Genomic DNA, 16,675 nt, shown 5'->3' with positions numbered 1-16,675 from the left:
TTCGTCACGTCGCCGGGCAGGGGAACGGGCCGCAGTCACGGAGTGTGGCCGAGTGGGTTCGTCACGGCGTCGGGTTCCGGTCCGGCAGTGCGTACCACGTACCCGTCGGGATGCCGGGTCACCAGGAGTCCGGAGTGGGGACGCGAGGGGTCGGCGGCGAAGTGGCGGCGCTCCGCCCGCGTCCACTCCGCCCAGAACGCGGCGAGTTCCGGCCCGTCCCGGCGCATGCCGCGCTCCCACGCCTCGCTCTCGGCCAGGTCCATCCACAGCGAACAGGCGAGCCACGGACGGACGGACCGGCGGGCGGCCCCCACTCCCTCGACGAGCACGACCGGCTCCGGGCGGATCACGCGCTCGCCGGTGAACTCGCGGCGCACCCAGTCGTAGACCCGGTGGCGGGCGGGACGGCCGGCGGCGAGCGGTTCGAGGACCTGCTCCCGCAGACGCCCGGTCCAGGCGAACAGCTCGTCATGCGTGGCCAGATCGTCCAGATGGACGACGGGTGCGCAGCCGAGGGCCTCAGAGAGGCGAGCGGCGAGGGTGCTCTTGCCGGATCCCGCGTGGCCGTCCACCGCGACGAGCCGGACCGGGCCGCAGGACGGGCGGAGCGAACGCAGCCGATGCGCGAGCGACACGAGCTCCGGGGCGGGAGCGCGAGCCGGACGCGTCTTCTGGGCCGATGGACGAACCGGGTGATCCACGAAGCCACCCTAATCGCCGACGCCGGCTCGTCAGCAGCTGGCCGTATCAGTGGTCTCTACCAATATTGGCGGCGCGGCGCGTCCGCAGACTCTGGCCGGAGGGCCCCTTCTCCGGCGATAGTTGTGCCACCGTCGTCAACCTGCAGCCCCGCATGACATCGACTGGGGGAACTCCCGACATGAACAGACCCACCCCACGGCGCACCGTCCTGGCCGCCGCGATCGCCGCCGCGGCGGGAACAGCGGCAGCGCCTGCCGCGATCGCCGCAACGTCGGGGTCCACGGGCGCCACCGCCGCCGGACCGGACGCCCACAACCGCACAGGGCCCACGGAGGCCGTCGACCGCGTGAGTTACCACGGCTGGACCACCTTCACCGACTGGCGCTGCGGCTCGGGGGAGGGCACCCGTGCCGAGCCGGGGCCGCGTCCGGGCCTCGTCATCGCGGACCCTGCGGGGCAGAAGGACTACACCGACCCGCACACCGGCCGGACCGCCACCTGGGAGTACGCCACCTGGACCGCGCCCGTCCACCGGCCGGTCACCCCGGCGAGCGAGGTCGTCGCGTCCTGGAACGCCGACACCCCGGCCGGCACCTGGATCCAGATCGAACTCCACGGCACCTACACCGACGGCACCACCACCCCCTGGTACGTCATGGGGCGCTGGGCGGCCGGCGACGAGGACATCCGGCGTACCTCGGTCGACGACCAGACCGACGGCAAGAGCACCGTCTGGACGGACACCTTCTCCATCGACGACACCGACGGTCCGGTCCGGCTGGCCTCGTACCGGCTGCGGCTGACGCTGTACCGCGAGCCGGGGAGCCGGAAGACGCCCAAGGTCTGGCGCGTCGGGGCCATGGCCTCCGACGTCCCGGCCCGGTTCACCGTCCCCGCCTCGGTCCCGGGGGTCGGAGCCGGCCGCGAACTCGAGGTGCCGCGCTACTCGCAGAACATCCACAAGGGCCAGTACCCGGAGTACGACAACGGCGGCGAGGCCTGGTGCAGCCCGACCTCGTCGCAGATGATCCTGGAGTACTGGGGTCGCAAGCCCACGAAGGCCGACCTGGCCTGGGTGAACCCGGAGTTCGCGGATCCGCAGGTCTGTCACGCGGCCCGCTACACCTATGACTACCAGTACGAGGGCTGCGGCAACTGGCCGTTCAACGCAGCCTACGCGTCCACGTACCACGACATGCAGGGCATCGTCACGCGGCTCGGTTCGCTGAACGACGTCGAGAAGCTGGTACGCGCCGGCATCCCGGTCATAACGTCACAGTCGTTCCTCGCCACGGAGCTCGACGGCGCCGGGTACGGCACGTCGGGACACCTGATGTGCCTGGTCGGCTTCACCCCCGACGGCGACGTGGTGGCGAACGACCCTGCGAGCTCTTCCAACGACGAGGTCCGCAACGTCTACAAGCGGCGGCAGTTCGAGAACATTTGGCTGCGCACGAAGCGCTACGACGCAAACGGCAAGGTCAGGAGCGGTACGGGCGGCATCGCGTACATCTACTGGCCCGCTAACCCAGCACCAAGTCAGCACCGCGTCCTGCGGGAACTCGGGATCCGCTGAGCAGGCGCTGCCCGAAGGTCGCTTCGACGACCTGACGGCAGCGTTCGCTGCCGTCCTGGGTGAGGTGGCCGTAGTGGTCCACCGTGATCTTGATGGAGCTGTGCCCCATCCACCGCGAGACCTCGTGGATGGGCACGCCATTGCTCAAGGTCACGGTGGCCCATTTGTGTCGCAGGTCGTGCGGGTTGTATGCGCGGAGTCCAAGTCGCTTGATCGCCCGCTTCCACGACTGCCGGAAGAGATCGGGGTAGATCATCCCTCCGGTCTGGTTGCGGATGGGGAGCCGATCCAGCAGCGGATCGAGGGAAGGCGGCGCAGGAATATCGCGCCACTCACCCTCCTTGCGATGCTTGAGAGGCGCGTAGAGAGCGACGTATTTCGCGGACTCGTCCTTGACGCGAATGACCTGTCGGCGTAGTCGCAAGGATCCGTGATCGAAATCGTCGGGAAAAACGCGGAGTGATTCCCCGATGCGGATCCCGCAGCAAGCCATGAGCCAGACAGCTGGCTCCAGACGCGGACCGACCTCCCTTGCCAGGGCCGCGACTTCCTCGAAGCTCGGCAGACTCCTCTCGTCCACCCGCAGCACGGGGTTCTCCGGCGTCTCCGCCAGCTTGACCGGATTCTCGGAAACCCTCTTGTGCCGAACGGCGTGAGAGAACATGCCGGACAGGGCGATGCGACGGGACTCGATCGTGTTGAGCGCAGCTCCCGATCGGCGCCAGTGTGCGTACAGGCTCTCTATGTCTGCTGCCGTGACCTGGGCAATGGTCTTGCGCCCGAGGTGCGGGACCACATGCAGGCGCATGATGCGCTCGTAGGACTCCGCAGTGCCTGGGGCCATGCCCTTCAGGGCGAGCCACTCGGCTGCGTACAGTCGGAGCGAGGTCTTTCCAGCAGTCGGGTCTAGGTAGGTGTTCTCCCGCTTGTCGTTCTCGGCTTTGGTGGCGAAGTCCTGCGCATCCCTCTTGCTGTCGAAGGACTTTTCACGCTGCCGTGCTGACCGGCCGCCAGGCTCGCGGTAGCGCACAGTCCAGCGCTTGCCCGAGCACCCGTGACCCAGGGCTCCGGCAAAGTCGTTGATCACGCCGTCAGGAGCAGGTTGATGGGGCGGTCGGTGTCGCGTGCGTGATGCCGTAGGGCGGCGGCGATGTTGTCGTGTCCGTGCAGTCGCAGCAGCGTGATCGCGGTGTTGCGCAGGCCCGCCATGACGCGGGGTGCGTTGCCGGTGCGGACTTGGGAGCGGTCCTCGTCGAAGGTGACGTCGCGGACCCAGTGCAGACGGTTCTCGATCTCCCAGTGCGACTGCACCCATGTGGCCAGGACGGCGGGCGGCGCGGTGCGGGCGTCCGCGCTGGTGATCAGGTAGACGATCTCGACGGTCCGTCGGCCCTTCCTGGTGACGGTGCGCCGCAGTTGGGCGACCTGTCTGGCTCCGCTGAACTCGACCCAGGCCGGCTCGTCGACGACCTTGACCGTGCGGGTGGTGCGGCGTCCGTGCCCTCGGTCCGTCCTGGTGACGGCGGGTATCGAAGCCCAGGGGAGCGCCTTGAGCTGTGCGTACAACGATTTCTGATTGGCCTTCACGGTCAGGACGTAGTCACCGCCGGCCCCGGTCACCAGGCTCGCGGTGTCGTGCTGAGTGTGCAGAGCGTCCATCGTGACGACCACACCGTCCAGGTCGAGGAGATGGAGCAGGTGTCGGGCGGCGGGGATCTCGTTGCTCTTCTCACTCACCGCGATCTGGCCGAGCACCGTCCCGGACCCGTGCGCGAGGGCAGCGACCAGGTGCGGGGCCGTGGAGCCGTCGCCGCGCGCACCGCGGACCGTCTTGCCGTCGATGGCGATCACCCTGCGGCCCGCGACACGTGCGGTCCTGGCCAGGGCCCACACTCCCAGTACCGCATCGAGACGGTCCGCATCGAGGCGGGCGAACAGACGCCGCAGCGTTGACTCGTCCACCCCGCCCCGCTCCAGACCCAGCCGTTCCAGCGCGGCACTTCCCGCGTCCCGGGCCCACTCCCCGATCGCGGTGAACCCCCGGGCTCCGGACACCACCGCACACACCGCCACCGCGATCAGAGCACCCACCGGATGCCGGACCCCGCGCCGACGGCGCGGATCAGGTATCCGAGCGAGCAGTTGGACGAGGAGCTCATGATCCGAGGCGGGCGTGCGAACAGGGGCACAGATGCGGGACGATGGCATGGCGCGGGCGTGATCCCCTGGTCGGACGGTAAGGCGTAGGAACCTCCATCCAACCGGACCGGAACACGCCCGCGCGCCTCTTCCACCTGCAAAACCCCACGTCACAGGTCTACAGAACGACTTTGCCGGGGCCCTGACCCGGGACCCTTGTCGGTGATCTGCGCCAACATCTCACCTTTCATCACGAGAGGGCGCCGCCGGCTGTTGCACGGCGACGATGTCTCTCGGCTCGGTGGTGATGTTATGGATTTCGGCGGCATCGCCAAATGGCGGATTCTGCGGAGGATCTGGCCCCAGTCTCCAGCCGCACGGTGCAGCCCCGGGCGGCAGTACTGACGAGCCCGTCGGCAGTTCAGATCGGGGTCTGTACGGTGAGCGGCTCTGTCGCATTTTCGGTGGTGACGGATTGCGACGTCATCCCAGCAGGATCCGGTGAGGGAGCAGGGTGAACCCGGCTCGGCCGTGCATTTGGCACATGATGCGTTTGGTCTTGGTGTTCACGCCTTCGGTACCGCTGTTGTGATATTGATCAGAAACTCAAAGAGTTCCCCTCCAGGACGTAGCGGACGTGTGGGCCGCCGAAGTAGCCGCGGACGATGTGGCTGGGGCGTTGTCCGGGGTCATGTCCGGCATGACCGCCAGGTCGAGCTGGGTGCTGACGAGCTCGTCGCCGACGAACGCGATGTGGTGGGCGATGGTACGCAGGTGCAGGCCCAGCTCGCGGCCGTTGGTGGTGCCGAGCCGCTCGCACCAGGCGGCTGCCGTGTCGATGAACTCCTCCAGGTCCCCGATGAGACCGTGGTGTTCGGCGAGGATCTGCTCCAGGACGTCGGCGACATCGGCCGAGCGGCGCAATTCGTGCAGTTCACCGGTAAGAGCGGTCAGCGATTGCCCGGGCAGCGTCTGACGTACGGGAACCCCGTCCAGTGTGGGGATCGGGGGGGCAGCATGATGCGGGCCGTTCCCGCGGGTGTACGAGAACGCGTCGAAGGCGAGGGCCGCGTTGTCCAGCCTTGTCTCGACGTCCGGGAGATCGTCCTCGCCATGCAGTAGCGCGCCCTCACGGGTGCGCATGTCGGTGCTGACCGCACGCAGTGTGCCGTCGGGATCGCGGACCTGGTCGTGCACGACGATCCGGGCGGACCGGATGCCGGCGTCGAGCGCGTCGTCGGACGTGAAGGCTGCCTCCTTGCCGCTGACACACTCGGGACCGGGGCTGTTCTCCGACTGGTTGAGGGGACCTCGGCCGGGATTGAGCCCGGTGGTGGGCTCGAGGGCTACGCGTGGTCAGAAGTGACGGTGTATCGCGCGGCGTGCAGGGACTGGACTGCTTGCTGTCCGCATCGCGTCAGGTCGCGGTCCGGTTCGGTCAGGGCATATAGGTAGCCGTCGGACAGCCGCTCGAAGCCGACCAGCTGCAGCACGTGGTCGGCTACGTGGTTGTCGTGCGACATCGTGGCCACGACGCCGTACCGGTCGTGATGGGCGATGGTGATGCGCGGGGATGTTTCCGCCACAAGAGGTGTACCTCGCAGAGGTCGGAGCCGTGGGGAGGACGAGGATGTGGCCCGATGGCGGATTTGGCGGGGCCGGGGAATCTGCGCTAACGCGATCGGCACACGTGGTCCTACACGAGGAAGTCCGGTGGCGCGGCGGCGGAGATCGCCTTCGTGGGCAGGGTTGTGATTGGGAGTAGGAGCGAACTGCCGATTGAGACGTCAGGCATCTCGATCAACAGCCCGAGGGCCTCGTCTGTTACGCGCCTTCAACCGTCACCCGATCGGTAGCCAGTCCGAAGAAGCTAATACCCAGCTCAGCTTGTTGGCAAACTGACCCAGCCCTTCTACTTTACCTTGGATTTGCTTCTTGTTGGTCAATCCATGTGATGTTATCATTCCTGGAAATTCCGCGCGCCGCTGCATTGATGGGGGTGGCATCACGGACGCGCGGATGCGTCCTGCCGCATTCAGTTCGGCATCTTCAACGTGAAGTCAGGGGACCTTCATGTCAAGACTGAGACGTAATTTAGCGCGCGGAGTCTGCGCATTGATCCCAGCCGCTTTGATGGCTCTCTTCCTGGGAGCACCGCAGGCATCCGCCGCAACAGTCTGCGCGTCAATTTCTGGCGCAAAAGCCTGCGTTGAAACGTATGGCGACCACATCTATCTGTACGACACGGCCGCTGATGGAGCCCATCCAGAGGTCTACTTCGCCCTCGAAGATGCGGGCTACGCAGTAGCCTTCGGATACTGTCGGCAGACAGGTGGCGCAAACACCGTCGCTGACTGCAACTTCGACTTTCCGGAGAGTTCGTACGTCCACTTCGTGGCAGCACGAGTCGACGGCTCGACACTCGAAGACTACAGCGGCGTACATACCGCGTACGCCGGAGCGGCTTTGCTGACGAAGGGCTCGGACCTGGGGAGCTTCGATAGGGTAGCTGCCGAATCCGGCCAGTCGCAGGCCGCAGAGGACACGCCCACCCCCACGGACCCCAGCAAGGTCGTAACTGGTGGGGCTGCGGCGCTGGAGAACCAACGTACCATTGACTCCGTCACGGAGGACCTGCGCAAGAGTGCTCGCGCGCTCTCTCTCGATGAGGTCCAGAACCGCGGTCTGGGCAAGTATGTCGACGCTGGTCGCTATACAGCCAAGGAACCTCGGGTGATTGACACCTTTGCCAGCGAGGAAAGTGCACCAGAGCCGAAGAAGGCGCCGGCGGGCAGCGCCATGGCACTCGCAACGACGTGCTGGGAAGCCTCCTACTGGGCTGGAATCCAAGAAGGCGTGATGACCCTTTATGGGCAGACAGACGTCACATGGTGCGGGGACAGCGGCAATAACTGGATCAATTACTCCGCTCACGGCTGCTGGGGGGACGAAGCCTGGCCGACGTACAAGTTCGAGGGCTGCACGACAATCGACGACTACGGCCACCCCAAGCCAGACGAGTACTGGAACGTCTACGACGTATGGAGCCAGTACCAGCTTTGCCCGCTCTATCTGACGAAGGCGGGCGGCTGCTTCTGGACGGATCGCCCTCAGCTGAAGTATCGCTTCGGCGCCGCAGGTGAGATCTGGTTCATCTCCTCGAACTTCTAGAAAATCGAAGAGAAAGAAAGGTCAAGGACTCTTCTCTGGCTCCGGGGCGGTCGCAGGCTGCCCCGGAGTTCGCGTTATGCCAGTCGAGAATCCATCAGAGAAAACGAGTGCCGGGATCACGTAGAAGAGAAAAAGAAGTGTGATCAAGGTTGCTACCGCGATGGCAATCTTCTTTCCAGTTGACATAACTCTCCCCGATTGCGCAGCTGGGCTCGATCACCGTATCAGCGATACGTGGTCGAGGCACCGTGCTCGCGATTGATCCAAGACTTGCCGCACCCAGAGGTCATTGGGGGTGAAAGTGCACGCTACCCTCACAGCGGAGGAAGTAAACGGCCTCAAGCCGATGCCGACTTGGTGCGCGGAGCCGCCGGGTCTTGGCGGCTGCCTCAGCTTGGGGTTTAGAGGGTGTCTCACGTGGCGAGTTTCGCGAGCTTCTTGTAGCAGGTCAGGGCTGCTGCGAGGCCGAGGAAGGCGAGGAAGTGTGTGCCCCTGCGTTCGTACCGGACGGTGAGACGGCGGTAGCCGAAGAGCCAGGAGATCGAGCGCTCGATTTTCCAGCGGTGCCGGCCGAGGCGCTCGCCGGACTCGATGCCGGGGCGGGCGATGCGCGGAACGATGCCACGGCTCCGGAGCCACCGCAGGTGCGCGCGGGAGTGGTACGCCTTGTCGGCGCGGAGCCTGTTCGGTCGGCGCCGGCGCGGTCCACGCCGGGAGCGTATGGCGGGGATACCCATCATCAAAGGCATGAGTGCCTGGCTGTCGTGCACGTTCGCGGCAGAGACACCAAGGGCCAGTGGTAAGCCCTGAGCGTCGGCGAGGACATGGAGCTTGCTGCCTTTCTTGCCCCGGTCGACCGGATTGCGCCCGGTCAGCGATCCCCTTTTTTCGCACGTACGGAGGCCGCGTCCACGATCGCGGCGGACCAGTCCACCTCACCGCGGGCACCGAGCTCGTCCAGGACCGCCTGATGCAGGCGACGCCACGGCCCGTCCTTCGTCCACACCGAGAACCGACGATGCGCGGTGGCCGGCGAGACGCCGAACGTCTCCGGCAGATGCCGCCATGCACAACCCCCGCTGGTCAGCACGTACACCACCGCCGTGAACACCGCCCGCTCGTCCACCGGCGCAGTCCCACCACCCTGCGGCCGCGAAGCGAACGACGGAAGCAACGGCTCGACAAGCACCCAGAGTTCGTCCGGCACCAACCGCTGAGAAAGATCCACACCCATGGCACGGCATCATGCACGACCACCCTGGAACCACGTGAGACAGGCTCTAACTGGCAGCTGGGATGGTGTCGTTCTCGGAGAGTAGTTCGTACTCGATGGGGGGTGCGGTAGCCCAGTGCTGAGTGTCGTCTCTGGCGGTTGTGGAAGATCTCGATGTACTCGAAGATCGCGTTGGCCAGTTCGACTCCTGGTCTTCCATCGCTGGCGGTTGAGGAACTCGATCTGCATCGAGGACCAGAAGCTCTCCATCATCGCGTTGTCCAGTCCGTCGCCGACCGTGCCGAAGGAGGGCAGCAGGCCGGCGGAACGGATCTTCTTACCGAAAGGAGGTGAATTGCGTGCCGTGGTCGGCGTGGACAATGCCGCCGGGTTCGGGTCGACGATTGCGGATGGCCATGTCGAGGGCGTTGACCACGAGCGTTGAGTCCTGACGGGAGTCGATGGACCAGCCGACGATCCTGCGGCTGTAGGCGTCGAGTACCGCAGCGCAGTAGAGCCACCCTTCCCGGGTCCGGTGCTGGATGATGTCGGTGACCCACAGCTCGTTGGGCGGATCCGGTGGAACTTGCGATTGACCAGGTCGTCGGCCGTGGCGACGCCACGCAGACGTCTGACCCGGGTGGGCCCGGGTAGTCCGTGGATTCCGGCTTGCGTCATCAGGACCGAGACGGTCCGCTCGCAAACCTGGATGCCCATGGCCATGGTGAGCTCGGCGTGGATCCGGCGGTAGCCGTAGGTGCCCCGGGACGCGACGTGGACCTCGCGGATGAGGCCCGTCAGCCACTCGCGGCGCAGCTGCCTGGGTGTGCTGGGGGTGCGCTTGTGCTTGTAGTAGGACTGCCGCGCGACCCCGAGGATCCGGCAGCACCTGTCGACCGGAGCCTCGGCATCGACGAGTCGGTCGATCACCGGGTAGAGCCTTTTGGACGGGGCTTGTCCTCGCCACAAGACCATCGCCCGTTACGGACGTGTTGATCTTTTGTGCATCGATGAGCTCGACTACATGGAACTGGACCGGCACGGCGCTGAACTCCTGTTCCAGGTCCTGACCGAACGCGAGGAGAAGAACAGCGTCGCCATCGCCTCCAACGAGTCCTTTGGGGGCTGGACGAAGACGTTCACGGGATCCGCGGCTCTGCGCGGCCATTGTCGACCGGCTGACGTTCAACGGCACCATTATCGAGACCGGCACCGACTCCTACCGGCTGGCCGGCACGCGGGCACGAGCTGAGGAGCCCGCGAAGGCTGGCTAACCCCTGCCGCTAGCTGCCTCGTCGGCCAGCCGCCCTGACAGGTGGCTGGCCGTCCCGTGTCGGAACGTCGGGTGTGTCAGAGCCGTTTCGTGGTGAACAGGGTGGTCCCGTACACCGCGTCCACTTCCTTCCGATCGGTCTCGGTGAACCCGATCTTGGCCAGCACACGGCGAGAAGCGGTGTTCCAGTCCCAGACCGTGGCCCACAGACGTTCGTACCCAGACGATCTCGCCCATTCCAGAACCGCCAACGAGGCCTCGGTCGCATATCCCTGACACCAAACTCGGCGTAGCAGCTCGAATGCCAGTTCCGGTTCCCCTACCGACCCTCGCCCGCTGTCGACCAGCCCGCAGTAGCCGATGACGTCACGAGAGGCCTTCCGTTCGACCGCCAGCAACCCGATCGACCACAGCCGGTTGGTGCGGATCGAATCCTTGAGCTCCGCGACCGTGGGGTGTCCGTCCGCGTTGATTCGGCGGTGAGGCGGCACTCGTGGATCACGTTCGGTCCACAGCTCACGCTGGACGACAGCCTCGGCTACCCGCCAAGGTCTGAGCAGCAGACGACTCGTCTCGAGTACAACCTCGCTGTCCGGCGCGCCAACTGTCATGACAGCAACCATCCCACGGGCGAACGCGCAGTCGTGTCACTGGGCGCCGTCGGTCCTGCCGATCGTGGACTGCTCGATATGCGGGACAACCGAGATCCAACCCTGAGCGTCGTCTTGGACCTGTGCACGTTCGGCTGTCCCCCGTGGGACACGTCGACCTGTACGCCTACCTCCCGCTTCGCGGACACGGCAGTGCCGTCATTTCTCCTCGACATCTCCGAGCTCGTTGATCACTAACTGCCTCCGGAAACCGTCGACAAACGCTGTCCCTAGACATCAACGAAGCCACTCACGAGTGACGATCAGCATGGTGACCCACTCCACGAGCGCATGCGGCAGGTCGAGTGAGGCAGGATGGATGACCAACGAGCCCCCCGGACCGGTCGATTGAGACGTCAGACATCTCGATCAACAGCCCGAGGGCCTCGTCTGTTACGCGCCCTTGACCGTCACCCGTTCGGTAGCCAGTGCGAAGAAGCTCAGTGTCTCCGGTTCCAGCAAGCCCTCGGACCGCCCGGGTATCGAGGAGTCACACATCAGCACCCGGCCCTCGGCAATGTCCCGGACCTCGTTGACCGGCGCCGTACCATCGCCGTCGAGCAGCACCTCACGGTTCTGCGCACGGGAGTCATGGTTTCCCGGGCACAGGAGCACATGGTGGCGCTCGTACGGCGGGGCGAGGAGCTCGACGGCCTGGCGGTACTCCGCCACGGTGCCCCGGTCGGTGACTCTCCGGTGACCAGCACGGCGTCCACCGTGCCGGGGAGTCCGGTCAGATGGGACACGGCCCGGCGCGTGCGCTCGGCGCTTTCCTCGGTGCCCGCCAGGTGCAGATCGCTGAGGTGGGCCAGTACCGTCACGCCTTCGCCTCCGCCTGGGGTCTCTTGTCGTGCGTGGGCTCCCCGGCGTCCCGCTTGCTCGCCCGCCAGCGGGCCCAGGTGCCCAGGCACATGGCCAGGGAGATCGCCAGGACGCCGTAGAAGGTGTCCTCCGACTGGTGCAGCCGCGGGTCGACGTACTGGACCACGTAGGTGATGACCAGGTTCGTCCCGAACAGCATCGAGACCGTGATCGGCTCGGTCCGTACGATGCCCTGCTGGAGCAGGTAGAGCGAGACGATCACGCCGACGAGGCTGATGGCGAGGATGGCGCCGACGTTGTCCGGGGAGTAAGGACCGTAACTGCCGCGCGCTACCAGGATGACGAGGGTGGCGACGATCAATGCCACGAACCGGGAGGCCATCATCTGCCGCACCGACATCCCCGCGTCACCGAGCCGCTTCGTGTAGTACGTAACCCCCGACAGCGAGATGGTGGTCAGCACACACATCACGATCCCGAAGACCAGCTTTCCAGTCGGAACATCCCCGATGGCCGACTCCCCATTGGAGGCCGCGATCAGCAGGTACGCCATGGCGACGAGCATCGCTCCGGCCGCGGCCAGCTCCAGCGGGAGCGCCTTCGTACCGGGCCGCAGCTTGAATCCGAGTGCGATGGTGACGGCCGGTCCCAGACCGATGATCATCGAGTTGGCCATGGCCGGCTCGAAGGCGGTGAACGCGTACAGCACCGCGATCCAGCAGACCGCTGTGGAGAGGTTGAGCATTACCACGTCCGGCAGACAGCGCCTCACCACGGCCTTCAGCTCCCGCTTGTCGCGCAGGGTGAGGAAATAGAAGGCCTGGGCCACGACGAAGGAGTTGAAGGCGATGAACTCCGGCGAGAGGTCCTGGACCAGGGCGCCCTCGAAGACCGACTTGGTTGAGTTGATGACGCAGTAGCCCAACACCAGCAGGGGGCCGACGGCCAGGACGAGGCGGCGGTTAGACGACATCGTAGAAGCCCTCACCGTCAAGGTAGCGGGCGGTCATGTAGTCGTGCGTCACCACGCCCTCCACCTCGTGCAGGAGGTGCACGAGCATCGGGTATGTGAGGTCGTTGACCGTCCGCGCGATCTCGTCGCCGGGCCGCACCTTCAGCAGGACGTCGTGGAAGCTCTCCAGCGCGCGCAGTTCGGTCATCTTCGGGTAGTCGACGAGCTTGCCTGCCTCGGGCGCGATCATGTTGACGCACACGGCGTGCCGGGCCACCTCGTAGTCGGTGTGCCGGCGGGCGTCGAAGGCCTCGGGGTCCGTGTAGGCGAGCGCCGTCCACTCCAGCTGGCTCTCGCCGATCGCTGCCCGGGTCAGCAGGGGGAGCATGGCACCGCACACCCGGGCGCCGGTCTCGACCAGCCGGGGGCCCTGTGGTGTCAGCTTCAACTCGGTGTGGGCCGGGCCGTGCCGGACGCCGAGTGCGTCCAGCACGGAGAACGTGTACTCGGTCAGCAAATCCTGTTCAGGGCCCCGACGGACCAGCAGCGCCGACCCGCCGAGCAGGTCGCGTACACCGTTGACCTTGAGGTGCTGGGTCTTCCACACGTCGCACACGTAGTGCTTGCCGTCCAGGCTCACAGTGTTGACGTAGTACTCCGCCCCTACCAGGTACTCCTGAGCGACCACGGCGTCGTTACGCAGCCCGAGTGCGCTGTCTGCGCCGACGAGCGATTCGAAAGCGGCCCCTACGTCACCGACCGTGCTGCAGAAGGACACCCCGTCGTTCAGTGCACTGCGGACCGGCTTGAGCACCACGGTACGGTCGGACTCGCCGTACCAGTCCAGCAGCGTGTCCAGGTCGGTGGCCAGGACCTGTTCGACGGCCGGTACCCCGGCGGCCTTGACCGTCTCCAGCATGCGGAACTTGTCCCGCCGGGCGCTGCTGAGCGCGGTGCCGTTGGTGCGCAGTCCCAGCGCCTCGCTGAGCACATCGGCCAGCTCGACGCCGATCTCCGCGCCGGCCAGCAGAGCGACCGGGGCGTATGGGGCGATGCCGGTCAGTGTCTCGGCCGCGTCGCCGCAGTGGACCACGGTGGCGATGAAGTCGCCGGGCCTGAAGGACGCGGCGAAGGCGGCGGGCGGCTGCTCCAGGCTCTGAATGTGCAGGCAGTCGTAGCCCCGGGCGCGGAAGAGCGGTGCGAGGTGGCTGGCTGAGGAGTAGGCGTCGACTATCGCGACGACCGGGCGGTGGCCCGGAAAGGTGCTCACAGGAGGGGCTCCTTAATAGTGTGCGGAGGTGATCGCCGAAGGAGTGGCGGTGATGCGGTCGACGGGGGCCCTGACCAGACCGGTGAAGAGAGGATGGGGGCGGGGCGGGCGAGAGCGGAGCACGGGGTGGGCCTGAGCGGCGACCAGGCGGGGGCGGACCTCACGCCGGTACTCGACGCACTCGACGAGCTGGTTCTCCGCCAGGTGCCCGAGAAGACCAGCCCGGCCGCGGCCAGCAGCAGGGCGAGTGCCGTCAAGACCCGGAAGAGTTCAATCTGGGACACGGATGTCCAGACTCAGGCGGGACGCCACGGCGGAGGTGGAGCCCGTGTACTTGCCGTCGTAGCCGACCGGCCCGCCCTGCATCGACCAGAAGGCCAGCTTTCCGATCGTCATCCCGGGATAGACCCGCACCGGGTGCGCGACCTTCATCTCCAGCGTCCACGGGAAGACCGCTCCGCTGTGCCCGAGCGGGGCGGAGAACTGGATCCAGATTCCGAGGGTCGACGCCGACCGGCAGGCGTAGAGGGTGGCCGCATAGTGCGGGCTGCCCATCGCCTCCATGGTGCCGCCGAGGTAGAAGCGGTCCGGTTGTAGCACCACGCCCTCGGGGCCCATCCTGATGTGCTTGGCCTTCGGCGGTTCGAAGCAGTCGATCACGTCCTGCTCGTACCAGAGGATGTCGTCGGCGAGACGGAAGCCGTAGCTGTTCGGCTCCAGCCGCTCGGGATCGAAGTCGTCGATGTGGATCCGCCCGGCACGTACCTCGGACAGGATCTCGGGTCCGCTCAGGATCACAGCCAGCTCTCCAGCACCTCGTGGACGGCGGACCTGTATTCGTCCATGCCCGCCCCGTTGTCGATCGTGGCATCGGGAGTGATCAGGTCGATCTCCCGGGTCGAACGGTCGGCGCGGGAGGGATCTCCCCGGCCGGCCAGCCGCTGCCTGCGCAGCTCCTCGTCACAGGTGATGCGCAGGACGCGGAAGCCGTGGCCGCGCAGGGCCGGGGCATCCACGTGCGGGTCGCGCAGGTCGTCGTTGACGACGAGATCGGCGTCGGTGTCCGCGAGGCGGGCGGTGAAGTCGGCGGCGAGCGAGTCTGGGCGAACGCGCCGCATCGCGTCGGCGAGCGCCTCCATCAAGACCTGATCCTGCGCACCCTCGTGAAGCGAGCCGCCGGCCCTCCGGTACACCTGCTCCTGAAGGTCGTACAGCGGCTTGGCGAGCTTGATCCGCGCGTGGGTCAACCATTTGTTCCCGGCGAACTCCTCGATGAGGGAGGCGCAGGTGGACTTGCCCGCACCAGCCAGGCCCACGACGGATATCCGCAGGCTGCGGCGAGTGTCGGCCTTCATCGTGCGTTCTCCTTGTCAGCGGTCCGGGTCAGGACAGCCTCAGGGTCGACGTCGAGGGTGCCGCGCAGTCGCACCATGTCCACGGAGCCGAGGACCGTGCGCAGTTCGGCCAGGCCCCGGTAGAACGTCGTGTAGTCGGGGACCAGGTAGGTCTGCCAGGTGAAGAAGGTGGTGTCGACCTGGCGGTCCACGATCTTGTTCAAGTGCGCCCAGCGCTCGTTGGGATCCGTGAGGTGCCGTACGGTCAGCGGCTCCCCGGGCATGACCTCGGGCAGCAGCAGCGCGGTCAGCCGCTTGGGCTCGGCCGTGAACTCCGCGCCGAGCCAGGACTCGAAGACGTCGGGGTCGATCAGGATCTTGTGGCCGGGCTCATACGTGTCGATCCGGTCGTCGACATCGTCGCGGACCATCTGCTCCAGCCGGGCGTCCGCCCGGATCGTGCCGACCCCCACATAGGGGTAGTCGCGCCAGGGGTGGACGAGGATCTCGCCGTCCTCGATCGTGCAGAAGAGCTTGTCCCCGGTGAAGTACTTCCAGCCCGGCCGACGCAGGGCCGACAGCAGAGTGGTGGTTTTGCCCGCGCCCTTGGGCCCGGCGATGATCACGGCCTCGCCGTCCCGGTGCAGTCCGGAGGCGTGCAGCACCACCGTGCCGAGGTTCTCCTCGTGCCGGATGACGAGATCGCGCACGAAGTCCAGGACCTGCACCGTGGACCGCTCGGTGATTCGGACGACGAAGGTGTTGTCCTTCGCGGTGTCGGCCGGGGCGTCGAGCAAAGTGGCCCGGTTGATGTATTGCCGACGGCCGCCGGCGTCGACGACGTGCGCGTCGAAGTTGAACTCGGCGGCGTTGCTTCGCCGGATGACCGACTGCGGCAGCTCCCAGACCTCGGGGGCGACGTCCGCGTCCGGGTGGTAGGAGCGCACATCGACGGAGAAGGTGACCTCGCCGGCCGCGGTCGGCGCGATCACATGCCGGAAGAAGCGGCGAACGGGCGCGAATACGCCCTCCGCGTCCTCGGCCACGTCGAAGCGCACGGTGGTGTGCAGGAAGTTCAGGTAGACACTCATGCTCAGATCGCTCTCTTTTGCGCGGCGCAGGTCGTGAGGGCTCGCAGCAGTTCGTCCGCGTGTGCCTGGAAGGACTGGGACCAGATGGGTTCGAGCAGGGGCGCGAGCCCATCGACGCCCAGCTCGTAGTCGAGCGCGAGCGAGATCCGGGTGCCGGTGCCCGCTGCGGTTAAGGACCACTCGCCCGACAGCGTCTCCAGGTCGCCGGCGGTCTGCTCGAAGCGCAGCCGCAGCCCGGGGCCGGCGGCCTCCCGTTGCCGCCAGGTCACCTCGCTGCCGTTGAGCAGCACGGTCCACTCGTTGATGCGAAACGTCGTGTCCTGGTCGTACTGCGGCTGTACGGCCACCACGTGCCGGGCACGCGAGGCGACGAGCGAGCTGTCCTTGACGATCGCCCACACCTCGTCCGGGGTACGTCCCTCGATCAGCGTGTCCGCCTGAACCTCAGGCATGTGCACCTCACTTCTGTGTTGCGGACGGTT

At 66.5% G+C, this 16,675-nt stretch carries 16 protein-coding genes and 4 pseudogenes; 3 read left to right on the top strand and 17 right to left on the bottom strand.

Annotation, left to right across the window (positions count from 1 at the left end):
- Positions 1-35 precede the first annotated feature (35 nt).
- Complete coding sequence (locus M1E25_RS23510; RefSeq protein ID WP_251418946.1) at positions 36-635, bottom strand: uridine kinase family protein; 600 nt, start codon at positions 633-635, stop codon at positions 36-38.
- 245 nt (positions 636-880) lie between these two features.
- On the opposite strand from M1E25_RS23510, the gene M1E25_RS23505 reads away from it, so the two are divergent.
- Entirely contained in the window at positions 881-2,278 is a 1,398-nt protein-coding gene (locus M1E25_RS23505; protein WP_251418944.1) for a C39 family peptidase, read from the top strand.
- Here the strand turns inward: M1E25_RS23505 and M1E25_RS23500 are convergent.
- From M1E25_RS23500 to M1E25_RS23485, 4 genes are all read right to left on the bottom strand, one after another.
- The gene (locus M1E25_RS23500) at positions 2,226-3,365 is read right to left on the bottom strand and encodes a tyrosine-type recombinase/integrase (RefSeq protein ID WP_251418942.1); all 1,140 of its coding nucleotides are present in this window, start codon (positions 3,363-3,365) and stop codon (positions 2,226-2,228) included. The two genes, M1E25_RS23505 and M1E25_RS23500, sit on opposite strands and share 53 nt — an antisense overlap.
- The gene (locus M1E25_RS23495) at positions 3,362-4,486 is read right to left on the bottom strand and encodes an ISAs1 family transposase (RefSeq protein WP_285831131.1); all 1,125 of its coding nucleotides are present in this window, start codon (positions 4,484-4,486) and stop codon (positions 3,362-3,364) included. The genes M1E25_RS23500 and M1E25_RS23495 overlap by 4 nt, the downstream gene beginning before the upstream one ends.
- Before the next feature lie 537 nt (positions 4,487-5,023).
- Positions 5,024-5,614, bottom strand: coding sequence for a hypothetical protein (locus M1E25_RS23490; RefSeq protein WP_251418938.1), 591 nt, complete (start codon positions 5,612-5,614; stop codon positions 5,024-5,026).
- A 149-nt stretch (positions 5,615-5,763) separates the two neighbouring features.
- Positions 5,764-6,003 carry a hypothetical protein gene (locus M1E25_RS23485; RefSeq protein ID WP_251418936.1) on the bottom strand — a complete coding sequence of 80 codons (240 nt, stop codon included), beginning with the start codon at positions 6,001-6,003 and terminating at the stop codon, positions 5,764-5,766.
- Between the two features lie 547 nt (positions 6,004-6,550).
- Between M1E25_RS23485 and M1E25_RS23480 the strand changes: the two genes are divergently transcribed.
- Positions 6,551-7,588: a hypothetical protein gene (locus M1E25_RS23480; protein ID WP_251418934.1), complete on the top strand. Its 1,038-nt coding sequence runs from the start codon at positions 6,551-6,553 to the stop codon at positions 7,586-7,588.
- Positions 7,589-8,001: 413 nt separating this feature from the next.
- Here M1E25_RS23480 and M1E25_RS23475 read toward each other — a convergent pair.
- Together M1E25_RS23475 and M1E25_RS23470 are read right to left on the bottom strand one after the other, a co-directional pair.
- A protein-coding gene (locus tag M1E25_RS23475) for an IS5 family transposase (protein WP_251418932.1) occupies positions 8,002-8,822 on the bottom strand; the annotation gives its coding sequence in 2 pieces (ribosomal slippage) (positions 8,002-8,462 and positions 8,462-8,822; 822 coding nt in all).
- Between the two features lie 95 nt (positions 8,823-8,917).
- A pseudogene (locus tag M1E25_RS23470) lies at positions 8,918-9,761 on the bottom strand (IS3 family transposase); the annotation flags it as partial.
- 7 nt (positions 9,762-9,768) lie between these two features.
- On the opposite strand from M1E25_RS23470, the pseudogene M1E25_RS23465 reads away from it, so the two are divergent.
- Positions 9,769-10,075: pseudogene (locus tag M1E25_RS23465) on the top strand (ATP-binding protein); the annotation flags it as partial.
- 76 nt (positions 10,076-10,151) lie between these two features.
- Here M1E25_RS23465 and M1E25_RS23460 read toward each other — a convergent pair.
- The 10 genes and pseudogenes from M1E25_RS23460 to M1E25_RS23415 form a co-directional block, all read right to left on the bottom strand.
- On the bottom strand, positions 10,152-10,685 hold the full coding sequence (locus tag M1E25_RS23460) for a GNAT family N-acetyltransferase (protein ID WP_251418930.1): 534 nt from the start codon (positions 10,683-10,685) through the stop codon (positions 10,152-10,154).
- A 288-nt stretch (positions 10,686-10,973) separates the two neighbouring features.
- Positions 10,974-11,051 (bottom strand): annotated as a pseudogene (locus tag M1E25_RS23455) (IS5/IS1182 family transposase); the annotation flags it as partial.
- A 66-nt stretch (positions 11,052-11,117) separates the two neighbouring features.
- Positions 11,118-11,396, bottom strand: a complete 279-nt coding sequence (locus tag M1E25_RS23450; RefSeq protein ID WP_251418928.1) for a metallophosphoesterase family protein — start codon at positions 11,394-11,396, stop codon at positions 11,118-11,120.
- A 145-nt stretch (positions 11,397-11,541) separates the two neighbouring features.
- Positions 11,542-12,519, bottom strand: coding sequence for an EamA family transporter (locus M1E25_RS23445; RefSeq protein WP_251418926.1), 978 nt, complete (start codon positions 12,517-12,519; stop codon positions 11,542-11,544).
- Positions 12,509-13,768 (bottom strand): ATP-grasp domain-containing protein, encoded by a 1,260-nt coding sequence (locus M1E25_RS23440; protein WP_251418924.1) that lies wholly within the window; start codon positions 13,766-13,768, stop codon positions 12,509-12,511. The genes M1E25_RS23445 and M1E25_RS23440 overlap by 11 nt, the downstream gene beginning before the upstream one ends.
- Before the next feature lie 12 nt (positions 13,769-13,780).
- A pseudogene (locus M1E25_RS25970) lies at positions 13,781-13,995 on the bottom strand (CTP synthase); the annotation flags it as partial.
- Positions 13,996-14,038: 43 nt separating this feature from the next.
- Entirely contained in the window at positions 14,039-14,566 is a 528-nt protein-coding gene (locus tag M1E25_RS23430; protein ID WP_251418922.1) for a dCTP deaminase, read from the bottom strand.
- Complete coding sequence (locus M1E25_RS23425; RefSeq protein ID WP_251418920.1) at positions 14,563-15,123, bottom strand: hypothetical protein; 561 nt, start codon at positions 15,121-15,123, stop codon at positions 14,563-14,565. The genes M1E25_RS23430 and M1E25_RS23425 overlap by 4 nt, the downstream gene beginning before the upstream one ends.
- Positions 15,120-16,193 carry a hypothetical protein gene (locus tag M1E25_RS23420; RefSeq protein ID WP_251418918.1) on the bottom strand — a complete coding sequence of 358 codons (1,074 nt, stop codon included), beginning with the start codon at positions 16,191-16,193 and terminating at the stop codon, positions 15,120-15,122. Before M1E25_RS23420 ends, M1E25_RS23425 begins: the two co-directional genes overlap by 4 nt.
- 2 nt (positions 16,194-16,195) lie before the next feature.
- On the bottom strand, positions 16,196-16,645 hold the full coding sequence (locus tag M1E25_RS23415; protein ID WP_251418916.1) for a type II toxin-antitoxin system RatA family toxin: 450 nt from the start codon (positions 16,643-16,645) through the stop codon (positions 16,196-16,198).
- Positions 16,646-16,675 lie beyond the last annotated feature (30 nt).

Source organism: Streptomyces meridianus (assembly GCF_023703325.1).
Classification (GTDB): domain Bacteria; phylum Actinomycetota; class Actinomycetes; order Streptomycetales; family Streptomycetaceae; genus Streptomyces; species Streptomyces meridianus.
This window is presented reverse-complemented; position numbering and strand designations above follow the sequence as displayed.

Excerpts from the sequence above, each read along its gene's own strand:
- M1E25_RS23480 (WP_251418934.1), top strand. The coding sequence starts at position 6,551 with ATGGCTCTCTTCCTGGGAGCACCGCAGGCATCCGCCGCAACAGTCTGC.
- M1E25_RS23420 (WP_251418918.1), bottom strand. The coding sequence starts at position 16,193 with ATGAGTGTCTACCTGAACTTCCTGCACACCACCGTGCGCTTCGACGTG.
- M1E25_RS23415 (WP_251418916.1), bottom strand. The coding sequence starts at position 16,645 with ATGCCTGAGGTTCAGGCGGACACGCTGATCGAGGGACGTACCCCGGAC.
- M1E25_RS23425 (WP_251418920.1), bottom strand. The coding sequence starts at position 15,123 with ATGAAGGCCGACACTCGCCGCAGCCTGCGGATATCCGTCGTGGGCCTG.
- M1E25_RS23445 (WP_251418926.1), bottom strand. The coding sequence starts at position 12,519 with ATGTCGTCTAACCGCCGCCTCGTCCTGGCCGTCGGCCCCCTGCTGGTG.
- M1E25_RS23505 (WP_251418944.1), top strand. The coding sequence starts at position 881 with ATGAACAGACCCACCCCACGGCGCACCGTCCTGGCCGCCGCGATCGCC.
- M1E25_RS23495 (WP_285831131.1), bottom strand. The coding sequence starts at position 4,486 with ATGCCATCGTCCCGCATCTGTGCCCCTGTTCGCACGCCCGCCTCGGAT.
- M1E25_RS23460 (WP_251418930.1), bottom strand. The coding sequence starts at position 10,685 with ATGACAGTTGGCGCGCCGGACAGCGAGGTTGTACTCGAGACGAGTCGT.